This window comes from Streptomyces sp. NRRL F-5727 (assembly GCF_000719555.1).
Taxonomy (GTDB): Bacteria; Actinomycetota; Actinomycetes; order Streptomycetales; family Streptomycetaceae; genus Streptomyces.
The window spans coordinates 66294-83373 of the sequence record NZ_JOGX01000003.1 but is presented as its reverse complement, the minus strand read 5'-3'; the positions used below and the strand labels follow the sequence as shown (position 1 = coordinate 83373).

The window sequence follows — 17080 nt, the reverse complement described above, 5'->3', positions numbered from 1 at the left end:
CCACAGGGGAGGGGGGCTGTCACCGTTGGACCGTCCGATAGACGCCGCAGACGACCGGGAACTCCTGGCCCGTCATGTCGCCGGGGACCCGGACGCCTTCGGTGAGCTCGTACGGCGCCACCGCGACCGCCTGTGGGCGGTGGCGCTCCGTACCCTGGGCGACCGCGAGGAGGCCGCCGACGCCGTCCAGGACGCCCTCCTCTCGGCCTTCCGGGCCGCCCACACCTTCCGGGGCCAGTCGGCCGTCACGACCTGGCTCCACCGCATCACCGTGAACGCCTGCCTGGACCGCCTGCGCAAGAGCGCCAGCCGCAGGACCTCCCCGGTGGACGACACCGCCCGCTTCGAGCAGCTCCTCGAACCGCACGAGTCCGCCGAGGCACCCGCCGAACGCCAGGACCTCCACCGGCAGCTGCTCGGCGCGCTCGCCACCCTCGCCCCCGACCAGCGCGCAGCGCTCGTCCTCGTCGACATGCAGGGATACCCGGTCGCGGAGGCGGCCCGTATCCTCGGCGTTCCCACCGGCACCGTGAAGAGCCGCTGTGCACGCGGCCGGGCCCGGCTGCTGCCGATGCTCACTCATCTGCGCGCCGACACCGTGGGTAACGAGGCTCCCGACGGGGGAAGGAACCGGACGCCGGGGGCATCCGTCCCACCGGTGTCGGAGCCGACGGAAACCGGACCGATCGATCCAGCTGCTGTGAAGGGCGGAGGTGGGCGCGCGTGACCACGACCGACAAGGCCGACACAGCACAGCACCCGGACGTCTCGGAGATCTCCGACCTGACGGAGGGGCTGCTCTCCCCGAGCCGCTCCGCCACGATCCGCCGGCATCTGGACGGCTGCCCCCTCTGTGCCGACGTCCGGAGCTCCCTCGAGGAGATCCGCGGACTCCTCGGCACCCTCCCGGGCCCGCCGCGCATGCCCGCCGAGATCGCCGGCCGGATCGACGCCGCCCTCGCCGCCGAGGCCCTCCTCGACGCCACCGCCCCGGAGTCCACCCGGCCTGTTTCACGTGAAACCACCACGGCTCCCGAGGACGCTGTTTCACGTGAAACAGCGGAGTCGGACTCCGCGGCCCGGCCCGCCGGCGGGCGTACGACGGGCTCCGACCGCCCGCAGGGCCGCCCCCGGGCGGCCACCGGTCCCGGGCGGGGGCGCACCCGCCACCGGGGTCGCATCGCCGCCCTCACGGGGATCGCCGGGACGGTCGTCGCCGCGTTCTGCGCGTTCAGCCTCTACGCGCTCACCCAGAACGGCTCATCGGAGAGCCAGGGCGCCAAGGCCGACGTCGCGGTGAGCGCGCCCCTCGGCACGTTCTCCGGCGAACCGGTCGAGGACCGCGTCCGGGGTCTGCTCGCGGACGACCTCACCGCCCGTACGCCGAAGGGCGAGCAGCCCGAATCGCTCGCCGCCGAGGAGACGGAGGGCGTCGGCGCCGCCCAGCGGAACAGCGACCCCGCCCTCCCCGGCTGCGTGCTCGCGGGCACCGGCCGCCAGGACACCGTCCTCGCCTCGGAGCGCGGCGAGTACGAGGGCGTCGCCGCCTATCTGCTCGTCCTGCCCGACCGGTCCGACGCCGACCGCGTCCAGGCATACGTCGTCAACGCCTCCTGCACCGGGGACACCCCGGCTCAACTGCTCCGGACAGCGTCCTACCCGAAGCCCTGAGCAAGCCCCCGTCCCGCCGTCCGTCCCACTCTCCGTCTCACTGTCCGTCTCACGTACGCGCCGCGCGGCGCCCTCGGGAATGCTGGCCCCTTAGGATCCGTTGGGTGGGGTGAGAGTGACCGAGACACCGCCCCGTAGGCAGTAGGCAGTCTGCAGAGACGAGGAAGAAACCCGTGAGCGACGTCCGTAACGTGATCATCATCGGCTCCGGGCCCGCGGGTTACACCGCCGCGCTCTACACGGCCCGCGCGTCGCTGAACCCGCTGGTCTTCGAGGGCGCCGTGACCGCCGGTGGCGCCCTGATGAACACCACCGAGGTCGAGAACTTCCCCGGTTTCCGTGACGGCATCATGGGCCCGGACCTCATGGACAACATGCGGGCGCAGGCCGAGCGCTTCGGTGCCGAGCTCGTCCCGGACGATGTCGTCGCCGTGGACCTCACCGGTGACATCAAGACGGTCACCGACACCGCCGGCACCGTGCACCGCGCCAAGGCCGTCATCGTCACCACCGGCTCGCAGCACCGCAAGCTGGGCCTGCCGAACGAGGACACTCTCTCCGGCCGCGGTGTCTCCTGGTGCGCCACCTGCGACGGCTTCTTCTTCAAGGACCAGGACATCGCCGTCGTCGGCGGCGGCGACACCGCGATCGAGGAGGCGACCTTCCTCTCGCGCTTCGCCAAGTCGGTGACGATCGTCCACCGTCGTGACACCCTGCGCGCCTCCAAGGCGATGCAGGAGCGCGCCTTCGCCGACCCGAAGATCAAGTTCGCCTGGGACAACGAGGTGACCGAGATCCACGGCGAGCAGAAGCTCTCCGGTCTGACCCTGCGCAACACCAAGACGGGCGAGACCACCGCCTTGCCGGTGACCGGTCTCTTCATCGCCGTGGGCCACGACCCGCGGACCGAGCTGTTCAAGGGCCAGCTGGAACTCGACGAGGAGGGCTACCTCAAGGTCGCCGCCCCGTCGACCCGCACCAACCTGACGGGTGTCTTCGGCGCCGGCGACGTCGTCGACCACACCTACCGCCAGGCGATCACGGCAGCCGGTACCGGCTGCTCCGCCGCGCTCGACGCCGAGCGCTTCCTGGCCGCCCTCGCCGACAGCGAGAAGCTGGCCGAGACCCCCGCGGTCTGACCCGAACTCTCCCCACCCCACACCCCGCGAAGTTAAGGAGGCCGCCGTGGCCGGCGCCCTGAAGAACGTGACCGACGCTTCCTTCGAAGAGGACGTCCTCAAGAGCGACAAGCCCGTCCTGGTGGACTTCTGGGCTGCCTGGTGCGGCCCGTGCCGTCAGATCGCCCCGTCGCTGGAGGCCATCGCCGCCGAGCACGGCGAGATCGAGATCGTGAAGCTCAACATCGACGAGAACCCGGCCACGGCCGCCAAGTACGGCGTCATGTCCATCCCGACGCTCAACGTCTACCAGGGCGGCGAGGTCGTGAAGACCATCGTCGGCGCCAAGCCGAAGGCCGCCATCCTCCGCGACCTGGAGCCCTTCGTCGAGGCGAAGTGACCCCGCGTTGTTTCACGTTCTCCGTCGCCGGGCTCACAGAGGCCGGAGGGCCGGCTCCTTCTGCACCGCGCCGAGCAGGCGGTCCAGGGCCATCTCGACGTCCTCCTTCCAGGAGAGCGTCGTCCGCAGCTCCAGGCGGAGCCGGGGGAAGGCGGGGTGGGGCCGGACGGTCTTGAAGCCGACCGCGAGGAGGTGGTCGGCCGGCAGCACACAGGCCGGTTCCTTCCAGCGGGCGTCGCCGAACGCCTCGATCGCCTTGAAGCCGCGCCGCAGCACGTCCTTGGCGACCGTCTGCACCATCACCCGGCCCAGGCCCTGCCCCTGGTACTCCGGCATGATCCAGGCCGTCATCAGCTGGACGGCGTCGGCCGCCACGGGGCTCGTGGGGAAGGCCGTCGACCGAGGCACATAGGCCGGGGGAGCGTAGAGCACATAGCCGACCGGCACGTCGTCCACGTAGACGACCCGGCCGCAGGACCCCCACTCCAGCAGCACGGCGGAGATCCACGCCTCCTTCTCGACCTCCGCGCGGGCCGCCTTCACGGCGGCCTCCCCGCTCACCGGATCGAGCTCCCAGAAGACACAGGAGCGACAGCGCTTCGGAAGGTGCGGAAGATTGTCCAGCGTGAGCGGTACGAGCCGACGCCCCACGGCTGCCCCTCGCTTCCCTGGCCGTCGGACGGCCAACCGAGCACGGATACGGCTCTCGGAATCGTAACCAGCGGGCTGTCGGGGCGACACCGCACACAGGCAAAGGGCGGGCCGCGTTCCGATGACGACCGGAACGCGACCCGCCCTGGGGGGGTCCTACGGGGACTACTCCCCGTCCTCCTCCCACTCCTGCTCCGCCTTCAGCATCTGCTTCACGTTGTCCTCGCCGGGGGCCAGCGTCGAAAGGATCCGGTCGAGGTCCTCCACCGAGGCGAACTCGACGACGATCTTGCCCTTCGACTGCCCCAGGTCGACCTTCACCCGGGTCTCGAAACGGTCCGAGAGGCGCGTGGCCAGGCTGGAGAAGACCGGCGAGACCCGGCCGCCCGCCCGGGGCTTCCTCGTCTTCGCGGCGGCGGGCTCGTCGAAGCTCATGAGCCGCACGATCTCCTCGACCGAGCGCACCGAGAGCCCCTCGGCGACGATCCGCTGCGCCAGCTGGTCCTGCGCCTCCGGGTCCTCGACACCGAGGAGGGCGCGGGCGTGGCCGGCGGAGAGCACCCCGGCGGCGACCCGGCGCTGGACCGCCGGGGAGAGCCGCAGCAGCCGGAGGGTGTTGGAGACCTGCGAGCGGGAACGCCCGATCCGGTCGGCGAGCTGGTCATGGGTGCAGCTGAAGTCGGTGAGCAGCTGCTCGTACGCGGCGGCCTCCTCCAGCGGGTTCAGCTGGGCCCGGTGCAGGTTCTCCAGGAGCGCGTCCAGGAGCATCTTCTCGTCGTCGGTGGCCCGGACGATCGCGGGGATGGTCTGCAGACCGGCCTCGTCGGAGGCCCGCCAGCGCCGCTCGCCCATGATCAGCTCATAGCGCCCGCCCTCGGCCTTGCGGACGACCACGGGCTGGAGCAGACCGACCTCCTTGATGGAGGTGACCAGCTCGGCGAGGGCGTCCTCGTCGAAGACCTTGCGGGGCTGCTGTGCGTTGGGGCTGATGTCACCGATCGGGATCTCGGTGAAGTACGCCCCGGCGACCAGCGTCGGCTCGGGCTGCGCCGGCTCGGCGGCGGTCTCGGGCTGCGGGGCTCCCTGGGGGAACAGGCGTGCCGCGCCGCTCCCGGGGAGCGTGGAGACGGCGCCGGTCTCCGGCGCCTGCTGGTCCTGGGGGGCGCCGGCGAACAGCGCGCCGAGCCCCCGCGGCCCCAGTCCCCTACGTCGGTCGCTCACTGAAGTTCCTCCGCCATGCTGTGCTGGTTGTTCTGGTGCCCCAGGCGGCCGTGCTGCTGGGGCTCGTAGTGGACGGCGACGCCCCGGAAGGCGATCTCGCGCGCCGCTTCGATGTACGACAGGGCTCCGCTGGAACCGGGGTCGTAGGTGATCACGGTCTGGCCGTAGCTGGGGGCCTCGGAGATGCGGACGGACCGCGGGATGCTGGTCCGGAGCACCTCCTTCCCGAAGTGGCTGCGGACCTCCTCGGCGACCTGCGAGGCGAGCCGGGTCCGGCCGTCGTACATGGTCAGCAGGATCGTCGAGACGTGCAGCGTCGGGTTGAGGTGTCCGCGGACCAGGTCCACGTTCTTCAGGAGCTGGCCCAGGCCCTCCAGCGCGTAGTACTCGCACTGGATCGGGATGAGCACCTCGGCGCCCGCCACCAGGGCGTTCACCGAGAGCAGGCCGAGGGAGGGCGGGCAGTCGATCAGGACGTAGTCCAGCGGCTGCTCGTACGCCTGGATCGCGCGCTGGAGCCGGCTCTCCCGCGCCACCATCGACACCAGCTCGATCTCCGCGCCGGCGAGGTCGATCGTGGCCGGGGCGCAGAAGAGACCTTCGACGTCCAGGACCGGCTGGACCACCTCGGAGAGCGGCCGGCTGTCGACGAGGACGTCGTAGATGGAGGGGACGTCGGCGTGGTGGTCGATGCCCAGGGCCGTGGAGGCGTTGCCCTGCGGGTCCAGGTCGATGACGAGGACGCGGGCACCGTGCAGCGCCAGGGAGGCGGCCAGGTTGACGGTCGTGGTCGTCTTGCCCACGCCGCCCTTCTGGTTGGCCACCACCATGATGCGGGTCTGCTCGGGACGGGGCAGTCCCTCCCCGGCCCGGCCCAGGGCCTCTACGGCCAGCTGGGCTGCACGGCCAATGGGGGTGTCGTCCATCGGGGGCAGTGTTTCACGTGAAACATCCTCCCCCGCCGATTCGGTTCGGGGACCGGGGACCGGATCGGTCATCGGTCCCGCGATGTTGGCGTCGGACCGCAAGGATTCACTCTCCTCGGCATCAAGCTCGCGATGGGAAGAGCCTGCCATGCCTTCGGGGTCCGGAACCAGCGAGGTCGGTGGATCTGTGGGTGAATCCACCTCTGTGGAAAACTCCGTAACCCTCGCGGGTGGCTTCACACGGGGTCGGCGGTCCCGGGGGGTGGCAGCCGCACGCCCGCGGCTGATGATCCCCTGGAGCAGTGAGCGACGTTTCACGTGAAACACGATGCCCCTGCGGCCCTGCCGGGACCGTCCGACACTCCGTGAATGCGGACGAATGCGACGCTCAGCGGCGCCTACGGGTCTTGCTCGTCCGGGCGGCCTTGGCCCGCTTGGCCGCGAAGCGCACACCGCCGGGGCTCTCGCCGACCTCGACCCGGACCACCGTGGACATCGGGTCGACGATGCCCTCGCCGACGTGGAGCACCGAGGTCTCCACCACGCCCAGCTTGGAGAGCGCGGCACGCGCCCCGTCGAGCTCCTCCTCCGCGGTGTCGCCCTTCAGCAGCAGCATCTCTCCGTAGGGACGGAGCAGGGGGACGCCCCAGCCGGCCAGCCGGTCGAGGGGCGCCACGGCACGGGCGGTCACGACGTGGACCGGCGGGAACTTGCCGAGCATCTCCTCGGCGCGACCGCGTACGACGGTCACGTGGTCGAGGCCGAGCAGCTCCACGACCTCCTGGAGGAAGGTGATCCGGCGCAGCAGCGGCTCCAGGAGCGTGATCTTCAGATCCGGCCGCACCAGGGCCAGCGGGATGCCGGGCAGACCGGCGCCGGAGCCGACGTCGCACACGGTCACGCCCTCGGGGACGACCTCGCCGAGGACGGCGCAGTTCAGCAGGTGGCGCTCCCACAGCCGCGGGACCTCGCGGGGGCCGATGAGCCCGCGCTTCACACCGGCGTCCGCGAGCAGTTCCGCGTACCGCACGGCCTCGGGGAAGTACTCGCCGAAGACCTTCCGTGCCTGCTCGGGCGCCTCGGGGAGCTCCGCTGCCTCCGTCACGGGAACCGTCCTTCCGTGCCGCACGCGTACCGTGCGAGCGCACTGTGGTGGCTGAACTATCAGGCTGACAAAGATCGGCCCCGTCTGCGAACAGACGGGGCCGACGCGATGAGGGGGGTCAGGCAGGGAGGACGACGACGAAGCGCTGCGGCTCCTCGCCCTCGGACTCGCTGCGCAGACCGGCGGCGGCGACCGCGTCGTGCACGACCTTGCGCTCGAACGGGGTCATCGGGTCCAGCTTGACCGGCTGGCCGGTGGACTTCACCTCGTCCGCGGCCTTGGCGCCGATCTGGGCCAGCTCCGTGCGCTTCTGCGCGCGGAACCCGGCGATGTCGAGCATCAGCCGGCTGCGGTCACCGGTCTCCCGGTGCACCGCCAGGCGGGTCAGCTCCTGGAGCGCCTCCAGCACCTCGCCGTCGCGGCCCACGAGCTTCTGCAGGTCGCGGCTGCCGGAGTCGCTGATGATCGAGACCGCGGCCCGGTCCGCCTCGACGTCCATGTCGATGTCGCCGTCGAGGTCGGCGATGTCGAGCAGACCCTCAAGGTAGTCGGCCGCGATCTCACCCTCCTGCTCCAGGCGGGTCAGGGTGTCGCCACCCTCGGCGGCGGCGGAGGTGGTGCCTTCCGTCACGGATGGACTCCTTCTGGCTACGAAGCTACGGGGACGCTTCTACTTCTTGGAGGACGGGTGCTTGGGCCGCTGCTGGCCCTTGCGCTGGCGGGAGCCGCCGGAGTTGGCGCGGCTGCGGCCGCCACCCTGCGTGCCGCCCTTGGCGGGCGTCTCGGGCTTCTTCTCCAGCGAGGTCTTCGCCCCGGTGTCCTGGGCGGTCTCGCCCGCGGACTCCTCGGCGGTCTCGGTGACGGCCTCGTCGCCCTTGGCCTGCTGGCCGCCGGCCTGGCGCTGGGCCTTGGTCTGGCGCTTGGGCTGCTGCCGCTTGGGGGCGGCGGTGCCCTCGGCCTCGGCGACGGCGGCGTCGCTCTTCACCACGGTGCCGTCGGCCTGGGCGGCGAAGCCGGCCTTGGACAGGGCGCCGATGAAGCGGCGCTCGTTCTCGTTGCGGTCGGAGCCCTTGGCGACGATCGCCTTGACGACGGCCTTGTGGCGCCGGCTGCGGACCTCACCGTGGTGCGTGACGCTCTTCAGCAGGCGCTGGAGGTAGGAGTCCTGCGCCTTGCTGCCCGGGGTCGGGTTCTGGTTGATCACGTACATCTGCTGGCCCATGGTCCACACGTTGGTGGTCAGCCAGTAGACGAGGACACCGACGGGGAAGTTGATGCCCATGACGGCGAAGATCACCGGGAAGATGTACATGAGCATCTTCTGCTGCTGCATGTACGGGGTCTTCACCGAGAGGTCGACGTTCTTCATCATCAGCTGGCGCTGGGTGAAGAACTGCGAGGCCGACATCAGGACGATCATGATCGCGGTGACGACGCGGACATCGGTCAGCGAGGCGCCGAGGGCCGCGACGGCCTCGGGCGAGTCCATGAACTTCGAGGCGATCGGGGCACCGAAGATGTGCGCCTGACGGGCGCTGTCGACCAGCTCCTGGTTGAGGACACCGATCTCCTTGCCCGACGCGATGTTGGACAGCACGTGGTACAGGGCGAAGAAGAACGGCGACTGGGCGAGGATGGGAAGGCACGAGGAGAGCGGGTTGGTGCCCGTCTCCTTGTACAGCTTCATCATCTCTTCGGACTGACGCTGCTTGTCGCTCTTGTAGCGCTCCTGGATCGCCTTCATCTTCGGCTGGAGCGCCTGCATGTTCCGCGTCGCCTTGATCTGCTTCACGAAGAGCGGGATCAGGCAGATGCGGATCAGCACCACGAGGGACACGATCGACAGACCCCAGGCCCAGCCCGTGTCAGGACCGAAGACGGCCCCGTACAGCTTGTGGAACTGGACGATGACCCAGGAAACGGGCCAGGTGATGAAGCTGAACAGACTGGCAATCGTGTCCACTAATCAGGCTCCTTGAGCATTGGGCGAGGTCTCTGCGGCCGGGCTCGTCTCGGCGGAGATCCCGCCCTTGTCGCCGCGCAGCGCGTTCCTGAGCATCTCGTGCCAGCGCGGACGCTTCCGCGGGGGGACATGGTCCACTCCGCCCGGCGACCACGGGTTGCACCGCAGGATGCGCCAGGCGGTCAGGGCGATGCCCTTGATCGCGCCATGCCGGTCTATGGCCGTGAATCCGTAGTGGGAACACGACGGGTAGTACCGGCAGACGTCGCCCAGAAGCGGGCTGATCGTCCACTGGTACAGCTTGATGAGGGCGAGGAACGGGTACTTCATCGCGTACCCCCTCCCAGCAGCCGCTGGAGAGCGGCGTCCAGGTCGCGGGCCAGGTGGGCGTGGTCGGCGTCACCGGCTCCGGGCAACGCCCGTACGACCACCAGGCTACCGGGGGGCAGCGCGGACAGCCGGTCGCGGACGAGGTGGCGCAGACGACGCTTCACCTGGTTGCGGACGACCGCACCGCCCACGGCCTTGCTCACGACGAAACCCGCACGCGTCGGGGGAGCGCTCTCCCCAGGCGCGTGCGGGTCCGTTGCACCGCTTCGTAGGTGGACGACGAGGAGCGGGCGACCGGCCCGGCGTCCTCGGCGTACCGCGGTTGCGAAGTCCTCGCGCCGCCTCAGCCGATTCTCGGTAGGCAGCACGTCATGACCTGTTTAGAAGATCAGGCGGACAGGCTCGCGCGACCCTTGGCACGGCGGTTCGCCAGGATGGCGCGGCCGGCACGGGTACGCATGCGCAGGCGGAAGCCGTGGGTCTTCGCGCGACGACGGTTGTTCGGCTGGAAGGTGCGCTTGCTCACTCGGGGGCTCCAGAAATGATTCGGGTGGTGGCGGGACATCGCCTGGCTGTCACCGTGCGCCCACGAGTAGCTCGCATACGCTCGAGTGCACCGCTACGCGACCACACAAGGTGATCTTTGCCCATCGGAGGCAGGCGGCAGCAGCCATCGACAACTCGACCTGGTTACGGTACGCGCGGTTACGCCATCCGGTCAAACCGACCCGTCGGCGGGCCCCTTTGTGCACAGGCTGTGGACAACAACTTGAACCACGTCAGCCGCCACGACTACCGTGACTGGACTCGACTGTCTCTTCCGTTCTGTTCCTGTCGTCCCGAGAACCACACATTCGTGGGACCTGCGAGAAAGCGTGCCCTGTGGCTGACGTACCTGCCGATCTTGCCGCAGTGTGGCCACGCGTGCTCGACCAGCTGCTCGGAGAAGGACAGCAGGGCATCGAGCCGAAGGACAAACAGTGGATCGAGCGCTGCCAGCCGCTCGCCCTGGTCGCCGACACGGCCCTGCTCGCCGTCCCCAACGAATGGGGCAAGCGGGTCCTGGAGGGCCGGCTGGCCCCGCTGATCAGCGAGACCCTCAGCCGCGAGTGCGGCCGCCCGATCCGGATCGCGATCACCGTCGACGACTCCGTCGGCGAACAGCCGCCCGCGCCCTCCCCCGGCCGGCCGCCACAGCCCCGCTACGACGAGCGGCCGCAGCCCGAGCCGTACGAGAAGTACGACGGGTACGGCCACCGGGCGCTGTCCGACGACGGGCTGCCCACCGCGCGCCCCGCCTACCCGGACTACCCGCAGCCGCCGCGCCCCGAGCCGGGCGCCTGGCCGCGGTCCCAGGAGGACCTCTCCTGGCAGCAGCCGCGCCTCGGCGGTTTCCCCGAGCGCGCCCCGTACACCGGCCCGGCCCCGGAGCAGACCGGGCTGCCGCGCTACGACGAGCCCTCCCGCGGCTACGAGCAGCCGCAGCGGCCCGAGCGCGCCGAGCTGCCCGAGCCGCCGGGGGCCGGTCCGCGGCCCGGGCCTGGCGCCGGCGGCCAGGGCGTGGGTCCGGGCATCGGCCAGGGCTCGCTCGGCTCCTCCGGTACGGGCTCCGGCTCCGGCGGGCCCGGCGAGCCGCACGCGCGCCTGAACCCGAAGTACCTCTTCGACACCTTCGTCATCGGTTCCTCGAACCGGTTCGCCCACGCGGCCGCGGTCGCGGTGGCCGAGGCGCCGGCGAAGGCGTACAACCCCCTCTTCATCTACGGCGAGTCGGGGCTCGGCAAGACGCACCTGCTGCACGCCATCGGGCACTACGCGCGGAGCCTCTACCCCGGCACGCGCGTGCGGTACGTGAGCTCGGAGGAGTTCACCAACGAGTTCATCAACTCGATCCGCGACGGCAAGGGCGACGCCTTCCGCAAGCGCTACCGCGACGTGGACATCCTGCTCGTCGACGACATCCAGTTCCTCGCGAGCAAGGAGTCGACGCAGGAGGAGTTCTTCCACACCTTCAACACGCTCCACAACGCGAACAAGCAGATCGTGCTCTCCTCGGACCGGCCTCCCAAGCAGCTGGTGACCCTGGAGGACCGGCTGCGCAACCGCTTCGAGTGGGGACTCACCACCGACGTGCAGCCGCCGGAGCTGGAGACGCGCATCGCGATCCTCCGCAAGAAGGCGGTGCAGGAGCAGCTGAACGCCCCGCCGGAGGTGCTGGAGTTCATCGCCTCCCGGATCTCGCGGAACATCCGCGAGCTGGAGGGCGCGCTGATCCGGGTGACGGCCTTCGCGAGCCTCAACCGGCAGCCGGTGGACCTGGGGCTGACCGAGATCGTCCTCAAGGACCTGATCCCGGGCGGCGAGGACTCGTCGCCGGAGATCACGGCGCCGGCCATCATGGCGGCCACGGCCGACTACTTCGGGCTGACGGTGGAGGACCTCTGCGGTTCCTCCCGCAGCCGGGTGCTGGTGACGGCCCGCCAGATCGCCATGTACCTGTGCCGGGAGCTCACCGATCTGTCGCTGCCGAAGATCGGTGCGCAGTTCGGTGGCCGCGACCACACGACGGTGATGCACGCGGACCGGAAGATCCGGGCCCTGATGGCGGAGCGGCGCTCCATCTACAACCAGGTCACCGAGCTGACCAACCGCATCAAGAACGGCTGACACACCGCCGTACGTGCCTCGAAGGGCGCTCCGGGACACCTCCCGGGGCGCCCTTCGGCGTTGCCGGGAGACGTCTGTCGATGGCGTCTGTCGAATGGGGCTGCGGTGGGGCTGTCGGTGGGGCTGCGGTGGGGCTGTCGGTGGCGTCCGGACGCCACGAGGCGCCATGCCCCGGATGGCCGTGTTCGATTACTCCGTTCCGGTGGCGGGTTCTCCACAGATTGGGGGATGATCTCCCGTCCACAGGGTGGGGACTGTCGAGTTATCCGGATTGTGTCCACAGGCCGGGCTGGTGACAGACCATCACGCCAGCTCAGAGGGGTGTGGATTTGTTGGCAACCGATCTCCACAGGCTGTGGATGAATCTTTCGTCCACAGGGGGCCCGAAGAGTTGTCCACCGGCTGCCCACAGGGGCGGGCCGGTTGCCCACAGCTTCTCCACACCGCTGTCCACTGTTCGGCAACAAAACACCCCCTCTCACCAGCCGGAGTGAAAGGCGTCACACCAAGGGAGACGTTTGGGCTGTGGGGAACCTGGGGAAAGCTGGGGACAGCACTGGGGAGAACTACCCCTCGCCTGTGTATCGGGTGTGCAGAACTTTCGCGTGTCCACAGAGAACCGTGGTTGTCCACCGGTTCCACCCACAGGGGCAGTGGACAAAAAACGGGCTCTGACCTGCGCAGATGGCGTTATCCACGGTTTCCACAGGCCCTACTACTACTTCCACTCATAGTTAGCCCGGGAATCGTTTTGAAGCGGGGCCTGTGCACAACTCGGCGCCGGAGCCCTGACGCGCTCTCGTCACGACTTGACCCCGAGCCGCACCGAGTGTCGGCGGCGTACGTCAGACTGGATCCCGCAGTCGACGAAGAGCCAGCAACAAGCAGGAGGCGGTTCCGGTGAAGATCCGGGTGGAGCGCGATGTACTCGCGGAGGCGGTGGCGTGGGTGGCCCGCAGCCTTCCGGCCCGTCCGCCGGCTCCCGTACTCGCGGGCCTTCTGCTGAAGGCCGAGGACGGCGCGCTGAGCTTCTCGAGCTTCGACTACGAGGTCTCCGCCCGCGTCTCCGTCGAGGCCGAGGTCGAGGAGGACGGCACCGTCCTCGTCTCCGGCCGCCTCCTCGCCGACATCTGCCGCGCCCTCCCCAACCGTCCGGTGGAGATCTCCACAGACGGTGTACGGGCGACCGTTGTCTGCGGCTCCTCCCGCTTCACCCTCCACACCCTCCCTGTGGAGGAGTACCCGGCGCTGCCGGAGATGCCCACCGCGACCGGCACCGTCCCCGGCGAGGTCTTCGCCGCCGCCGCCGCCCAGGTGGCCATCGCCGCCGGCCGTGACGACACGCTGCCCGTCCTCACCGGTGTGCGCATCGAGATCGAGGGCGACACCGTCACCCTGGCCTCCACCGACCGCTACCGCTTCGCGGTCCGCGAGTTCCTGTGGAAGCCGGAGTCCCCGGACGCCTCCGCGGTCGCCCTGGTGCCCGCGAAGACCCTCCTGGACACCGCGAAGGCGCTCACCAGCGGCGACACCGTCACGCTGGCGCTCTCCGGCTCCGGCAAGGGCGAGGGCCTCATCGGCTTCGAGGGCGCGGGCCGCCGCACCACCACCCGCCTCCTGGAGGGCGACCTCCCGAAGTACCGCACGCTCTTCCCCACCGAGTTCAACTCGGTCGCGGTGATCGAGACCGCCCCCTTCGTGGAGGCCGTCAAGCGCGTGGCCCTGGTCGCCGAGCGCAACACGCCCGTCCGCCTCAGCTTCGAGCAGGGCGTCCTCATCCTGGAGGCCGGCTCCAGCGACGACGCACAGGCTGTGGAGCGGGTCGACGCGCAGCTGGACGGCGACGACATCTCGATCGCCTTCAACCCGACCTTCCTGCTGGACGGCCTGAGCGCGATCGACTCCCCGGTCGCCCAGCTGTCCTTCACGACCTCCACCAAGCCCGCCCTGCTGAGCGGTCGCCCGGCGGTGGACGCGGAGGCGGACGACGCCTACAAGTACCTGATCATGCCGGTGCGACTGAGCGGCTGACGCCGGGCTGACCTGCGGGTGAGGGGCGTCGACTGAGCGGCTGACCCCACAGGTGTGCGGCCGGGTCCGGGCGTAGGCTCGGACCCGGGTAGGAACCGCACACGACGCTAAAGGAACACTCTGATGGAGCTCGGTCTCGTCGGTCTCGGCAAGATGGGCGGCAACATGCGCGAGCGCATCCGCCGCGCAGGCCACACCGTCATCGGATACGACCGCAACCCGGACCTCGCCGATGTCCACAGCCTCGAAGAGCTTGTGAACAAGCTCAAGGGTCCGCGCGTCGTGTGGGTCATGGTCCCCGCCGGCGCGGCGACCCAGTCCACCGTCGACGAGCTGGCGGAGCTGCTCTCCCCCGGTGACATCGTCGTGGACGGCGGGAACTCCCGCTGGACCGACGACGAGAAGCACGCGGAGGAGCTCGCCGCCAAGGGCATCGGCTTCGTCGACTGCGGCGTCTCCGGCGGCGTCTGGGGCCTGGAGAACGGCTACGCGCTGATGTACGGCGGCGACGCCGAGAACGTCGCGAAGGTCCAGCCGATCTTCGACGCGCTCAAGCCCGAGGGCCCGTACGGCGCCGTGCACGCGGGCAAGGTCGGCGCGGGCCACTTCGCGAAGATGGTCCACAACGGCATCGAGTACGCGATGATGCAGGCGTACGCCGAGGGCTGGGAGCTCCTGGAGAAGGTCGACTCCGTGGAGAACGTCCGCGAGATCTTCCGCTCCTGGCAGGAGGGCACGGTCATCCGTTCCTGGCTGCTCGACCTCGCGGTCAACGCCCTCGACGAGGACGAGCACCTGGACCAGCTGCGCGGCTACGCGTCGGACTCCGGCGAGGGCCGGTGGACCGTCGAGGCCGCCATCGACAACGCCGTACCGCTCCCGGCGATCACCGCGTCGCTGTTCGCGCGGTTCGCGTCCCGCCAGGACGACTCGCCGCAGATGAAGATGATCGCCGCGCTGCGCAACCAGTTCGGCGGCCACGCGGTCGAGAAGAAGTAGCAATCCACAGGCTGTGCACCACCCGGTGCACAGCGACCGGGGGAAGGCCGGCGCCCACCATGCACGTCACGCATCTCTCGCTGGCCGACTTCCGCTCGTACGCCCGGGCCGAGGTACCCCTCGACCCGGGCGTCACCGCGTTCGTGGGGGCGAACGGCCAGGGCAAGACCAATCTCGTCGAGGCCGTCGGCTATCTCGCCACCCTCGGCAGCCACCGCGTCGCCTCGGACGCCCCGCTGGTGCGGATGGGCGCCGAGCGGGCCGTCATCCGGGCCGCCGTCACCCAGGGCGAGCGCTCCCAGCTGGTCGAGCTGGAGCTCAACCCGGGCCGCGCCAACCGTGCCCGCATCAACAGGTCCTCGCAGGTCAGACCGCGTGACGTGCTCGGCATCGTGCGGACCGTGCTCTTCGCCCCCGAGGACCTGTCGCTGATCAAGGGCGACCCCGGCGAGCGCCGGCGCTTCCTCGACGAACTGATCACGGCGCGCGCGCCGCGCATGGCGGGCGTGCGCTCCGACTACGAGCGGGTGCTGAAGCAGCGGAACACCCTGCTGAAGTCCGCCGCGATGGCCCGCCGGCACGGCGGCCGCGGCATGGACCTCTCCACCCTCGACGTCTGGGACCAGCACCTGGCCCGGGCCGGCGCCGAGCTGCTCGCCCAGCGTCTCGACCTCGTCCACACCCTCCAGCCGCTCGCGGACAAGGCGTACGAACAGCTCGCGCCCGGCGGCGGACCGATTCTGCTGGAGTACCGGCCTTCCGCCCCCGGCACCGGACACACCCGCGAGGAGCTGTACGAGCAGCTGATCGCCGCCCTCGCGGAGGCCCGCAAGCAGGAGATCGAGCGCGGGGTCACCCTCGTCGGCCCGCACCGGGACGAGCTGCTGCTCCGCCTCGGCGACCTGCCGGCCAAGGGGTACGCGAGCCACGGCGAGTCCTGGTCGTACGCGCTGGCGCTCCGCCTCGCCTCGTACGACCTGCTGCGCTCCGAGGGCAACGAGCCGGTCCTCGTCCTGGACGACGTCTTCGCCGAGCTGGACGCGCGCCGGCGCGAGCGGCTGGCCGAGCTGGTGGCCCACGGCGAGCAGGTGCTGGTGACCGCGGCGGTCGACGACGACGTGCCGGGCGTCCTGGCGGGGACGCGGTACGCGGTGAGCGGAGGGACGGTGGAGCGCGTATGAGCGGCACCGAGGAAACTTCCCCACAGCCTGTGGACAAGCCCGCGGCCCCCGAGCCCTCGGGGGTGGACCTCGCCCGGGTCGCCCTGCGCGCCGCGAAGGAGCAGGCACGCGCGCGTGGGGCGGCCGCGCAGCAGAAGAAGCAGGCCCGGCGCGGCGGCGGCCTGCGCTCCGGCGCGCGTGCCGACGGGCGGGACCCGATGGCGCTCGGCGCCGCGATCAACCGGCTGCTCGCCGAGCGGGGCTGGGAGACGCCGGCCGCGGTCGGCGGGGTCATGGGTCGGTGGCCGCAGATCGTCGGGGAGGACCTCGCCAAGCACTGCGTACCGGTGAAGTACGAGGAGGAGCCGGACGCGCGCGTGCTGACCGTGCAGTGCGACTCGACGGCGTGGGCGACGCAGCTGCGGTTGCTCGCGCCGACGCTGGTCGCCCGGCTCAACGAGGACCTTGGGCACGGGACCGTGCGGTTGATCAAGGTGCTGGGGCCGGGGGCGGGTGCGCGGCGGTTCGGGCCGTTGCGGGCGCCGGGGTCTGTGGGGCCCGGGGATACGTACGGGTAGGACGGGGACGGTCCTCGGGCGCGGGCCCAAGCAGTCGGGCGCCGTCGCGCAGGGCGTTGTGCCCACCCGTTCCGCCCTTGCGGAACGCCTGCCCACAACGCGGCGGAGCGCCTGCCCACTACGAGCTACGACTCGAAGCGCTAGGTGGCCGTCAGGGGCCCCTGGAGACCCTGTCCGGATATGGGGAGTCGTCTCGGGGGCGCTCAGGGCGGCACATGCGCTTTCAGGTACCCGCAAACCCCCATGACTGTCGGCGGTAC

18 protein-coding genes are annotated in these 17080 nt (G+C 70.4%); 9 read left to right on the top strand and 9 right to left on the bottom strand.

Annotated features, from left to right (window positions below):
* Positions 1 to 25: 25 nt before the first annotated feature.
* From sigM to trxA, 4 genes are all read left to right on the top strand, one after another.
* Entirely contained in the window at positions 26 to 727 is a 702-nt protein-coding gene (sigM, locus tag IF73_RS0103060) for an RNA polymerase sigma factor SigM (protein WP_031003122.1), read from the top strand.
* Positions 724 to 1671, top strand: a complete 948-nt coding sequence (locus IF73_RS0103055) for a hypothetical protein (protein ID WP_031003120.1) — start codon at positions 724 to 726, stop codon at positions 1669 to 1671. Before sigM ends, IF73_RS0103055 begins: the two co-directional genes overlap by 4 nt.
* 173 nt (positions 1672 to 1844) lie before the next feature.
* Positions 1845 to 2810 (top strand): thioredoxin-disulfide reductase, encoded by a 966-nt coding sequence (gene trxB, locus IF73_RS0103050; protein WP_031003118.1) that lies wholly within the window; start codon positions 1845 to 1847, stop codon positions 2808 to 2810.
* Between the two features lie 46 nt (positions 2811 to 2856).
* Positions 2857 to 3189, top strand: a complete 333-nt coding sequence (gene trxA, locus IF73_RS0103045) for a thioredoxin (RefSeq protein WP_031003116.1) — start codon at positions 2857 to 2859, stop codon at positions 3187 to 3189.
* A gap of 33 nt (positions 3190 to 3222) precedes the next feature.
* On the opposite strand, the gene IF73_RS0103040 is transcribed toward trxA, so the two are convergent.
* From IF73_RS0103040 to rpmH, 9 genes are all read right to left on the bottom strand, one after another.
* Positions 3223 to 3840: a GNAT family N-acetyltransferase gene (locus tag IF73_RS0103040; protein WP_031003114.1), complete on the bottom strand. Its 618-nt coding sequence runs from the start codon at positions 3838 to 3840 to the stop codon at positions 3223 to 3225.
* A 165-nt stretch (positions 3841 to 4005) separates the two neighbouring features.
* Positions 4006 to 5061 (bottom strand): ParB/RepB/Spo0J family partition protein, encoded by a 1056-nt coding sequence (locus IF73_RS0103035; protein ID WP_031003112.1) that lies wholly within the window; start codon positions 5059 to 5061, stop codon positions 4006 to 4008.
* The gene (locus IF73_RS0103030; RefSeq protein ID WP_078867915.1) at positions 5058 to 6137 is read right to left on the bottom strand and encodes a ParA family protein; all 1080 of its coding nucleotides are present in this window, start codon (positions 6135 to 6137) and stop codon (positions 5058 to 5060) included. Before IF73_RS0103030 ends, IF73_RS0103035 begins: the two co-directional genes overlap by 4 nt.
* A gap of 238 nt (positions 6138 to 6375) precedes the next feature.
* Entirely contained in the window at positions 6376 to 7092 is a 717-nt protein-coding gene (gene rsmG / locus IF73_RS0103025) for a 16S rRNA (guanine(527)-N(7))-methyltransferase RsmG (protein WP_031003109.1), read from the bottom strand.
* A 118-nt stretch (positions 7093 to 7210) separates the two neighbouring features.
* Entirely contained in the window at positions 7211 to 7723 is a 513-nt protein-coding gene (locus IF73_RS0103020; protein WP_031003107.1) for a protein jag, read from the bottom strand.
* Between the two features lie 39 nt (positions 7724 to 7762).
* Positions 7763 to 9055, bottom strand: coding sequence for a membrane protein insertase YidC (gene yidC / locus IF73_RS0103015; protein ID WP_031003106.1), 1293 nt, complete (start codon positions 9053 to 9055; stop codon positions 7763 to 7765).
* A 3-nt stretch (positions 9056 to 9058) separates the two neighbouring features.
* The gene (gene yidD, locus IF73_RS0103010; RefSeq protein ID WP_030493766.1) at positions 9059 to 9385 is read right to left on the bottom strand and encodes a membrane protein insertion efficiency factor YidD; all 327 of its coding nucleotides are present in this window, start codon (positions 9383 to 9385) and stop codon (positions 9059 to 9061) included.
* A complete protein-coding gene (rnpA, locus tag IF73_RS39305; RefSeq protein ID WP_043222725.1) occupies positions 9382 to 9753 on the bottom strand; it encodes a ribonuclease P protein component in 372 nt (123 codons plus the stop codon). The genes yidD and rnpA overlap by 4 nt, the downstream gene beginning before the upstream one ends.
* A gap of 20 nt (positions 9754 to 9773) precedes the next feature.
* Positions 9774 to 9911, bottom strand: a complete 138-nt coding sequence (gene rpmH, locus IF73_RS0103000; RefSeq protein ID WP_015659252.1) for a 50S ribosomal protein L34 — start codon at positions 9909 to 9911, stop codon at positions 9774 to 9776.
* Positions 9912 to 10267: 356 nt separating this feature from the next.
* Between rpmH and dnaA the strand changes: the two genes are divergently transcribed.
* The 5 genes from dnaA to IF73_RS0102975 all read left to right on the top strand — a co-directional run bounded on the left by dnaA (position 10268) and on the right by IF73_RS0102975 (position 16820).
* Entirely contained in the window at positions 10268 to 12052 is a 1785-nt protein-coding gene (gene dnaA, locus IF73_RS0102995) for a chromosomal replication initiator protein DnaA (RefSeq protein WP_078867914.1), read from the top strand.
* Between the two features lie 900 nt (positions 12053 to 12952).
* Positions 12953 to 14083, top strand: a complete 1131-nt coding sequence (gene dnaN, locus IF73_RS0102990; protein WP_031003097.1) for a DNA polymerase III subunit beta — start codon at positions 12953 to 12955, stop codon at positions 14081 to 14083.
* A 123-nt stretch (positions 14084 to 14206) separates the two neighbouring features.
* Complete coding sequence (gene gnd, locus IF73_RS0102985) at positions 14207 to 15082, top strand: phosphogluconate dehydrogenase (NAD(+)-dependent, decarboxylating) (protein ID WP_031003095.1); 876 nt, start codon at positions 14207 to 14209, stop codon at positions 15080 to 15082.
* 59 nt (positions 15083 to 15141) lie between these two features.
* On the top strand, positions 15142 to 16263 hold the full coding sequence (recF, locus tag IF73_RS0102980) for a DNA replication/repair protein RecF (protein ID WP_031003093.1): 1122 nt from the start codon (positions 15142 to 15144) through the stop codon (positions 16261 to 16263).
* Positions 16260 to 16820, top strand: coding sequence for a DUF721 domain-containing protein (locus IF73_RS0102975; RefSeq protein WP_031003091.1), 561 nt, complete (start codon positions 16260 to 16262; stop codon positions 16818 to 16820). Before recF ends, IF73_RS0102975 begins: the two co-directional genes overlap by 4 nt.
* Positions 16821 to 17080 lie beyond the last annotated feature (260 nt).

Coding starts and splice junctions, on each gene's coding strand:
- gnd (WP_031003095.1), top strand. CDS start 14,207: ATGGAGCTCGGTCTCGTCGGTCTCGGCAAGATGGGCGGCAACATGCGC.
- yidD (WP_030493766.1), bottom strand. CDS start 9,385: ATGAAGTACCCGTTCCTCGCCCTCATCAAGCTGTACCAGTGGACGATC.
- recF (WP_031003093.1), top strand. CDS start 15,142: ATGCACGTCACGCATCTCTCGCTGGCCGACTTCCGCTCGTACGCCCGG.
- IF73_RS0103030 (WP_078867915.1), bottom strand. CDS start 6,137: ATGGCAGGCTCTTCCCATCGCGAGCTTGATGCCGAGGAGAGTGAATCC.
- IF73_RS0102975 (WP_031003091.1), top strand. CDS start 16,260: ATGAGCGGCACCGAGGAAACTTCCCCACAGCCTGTGGACAAGCCCGCG.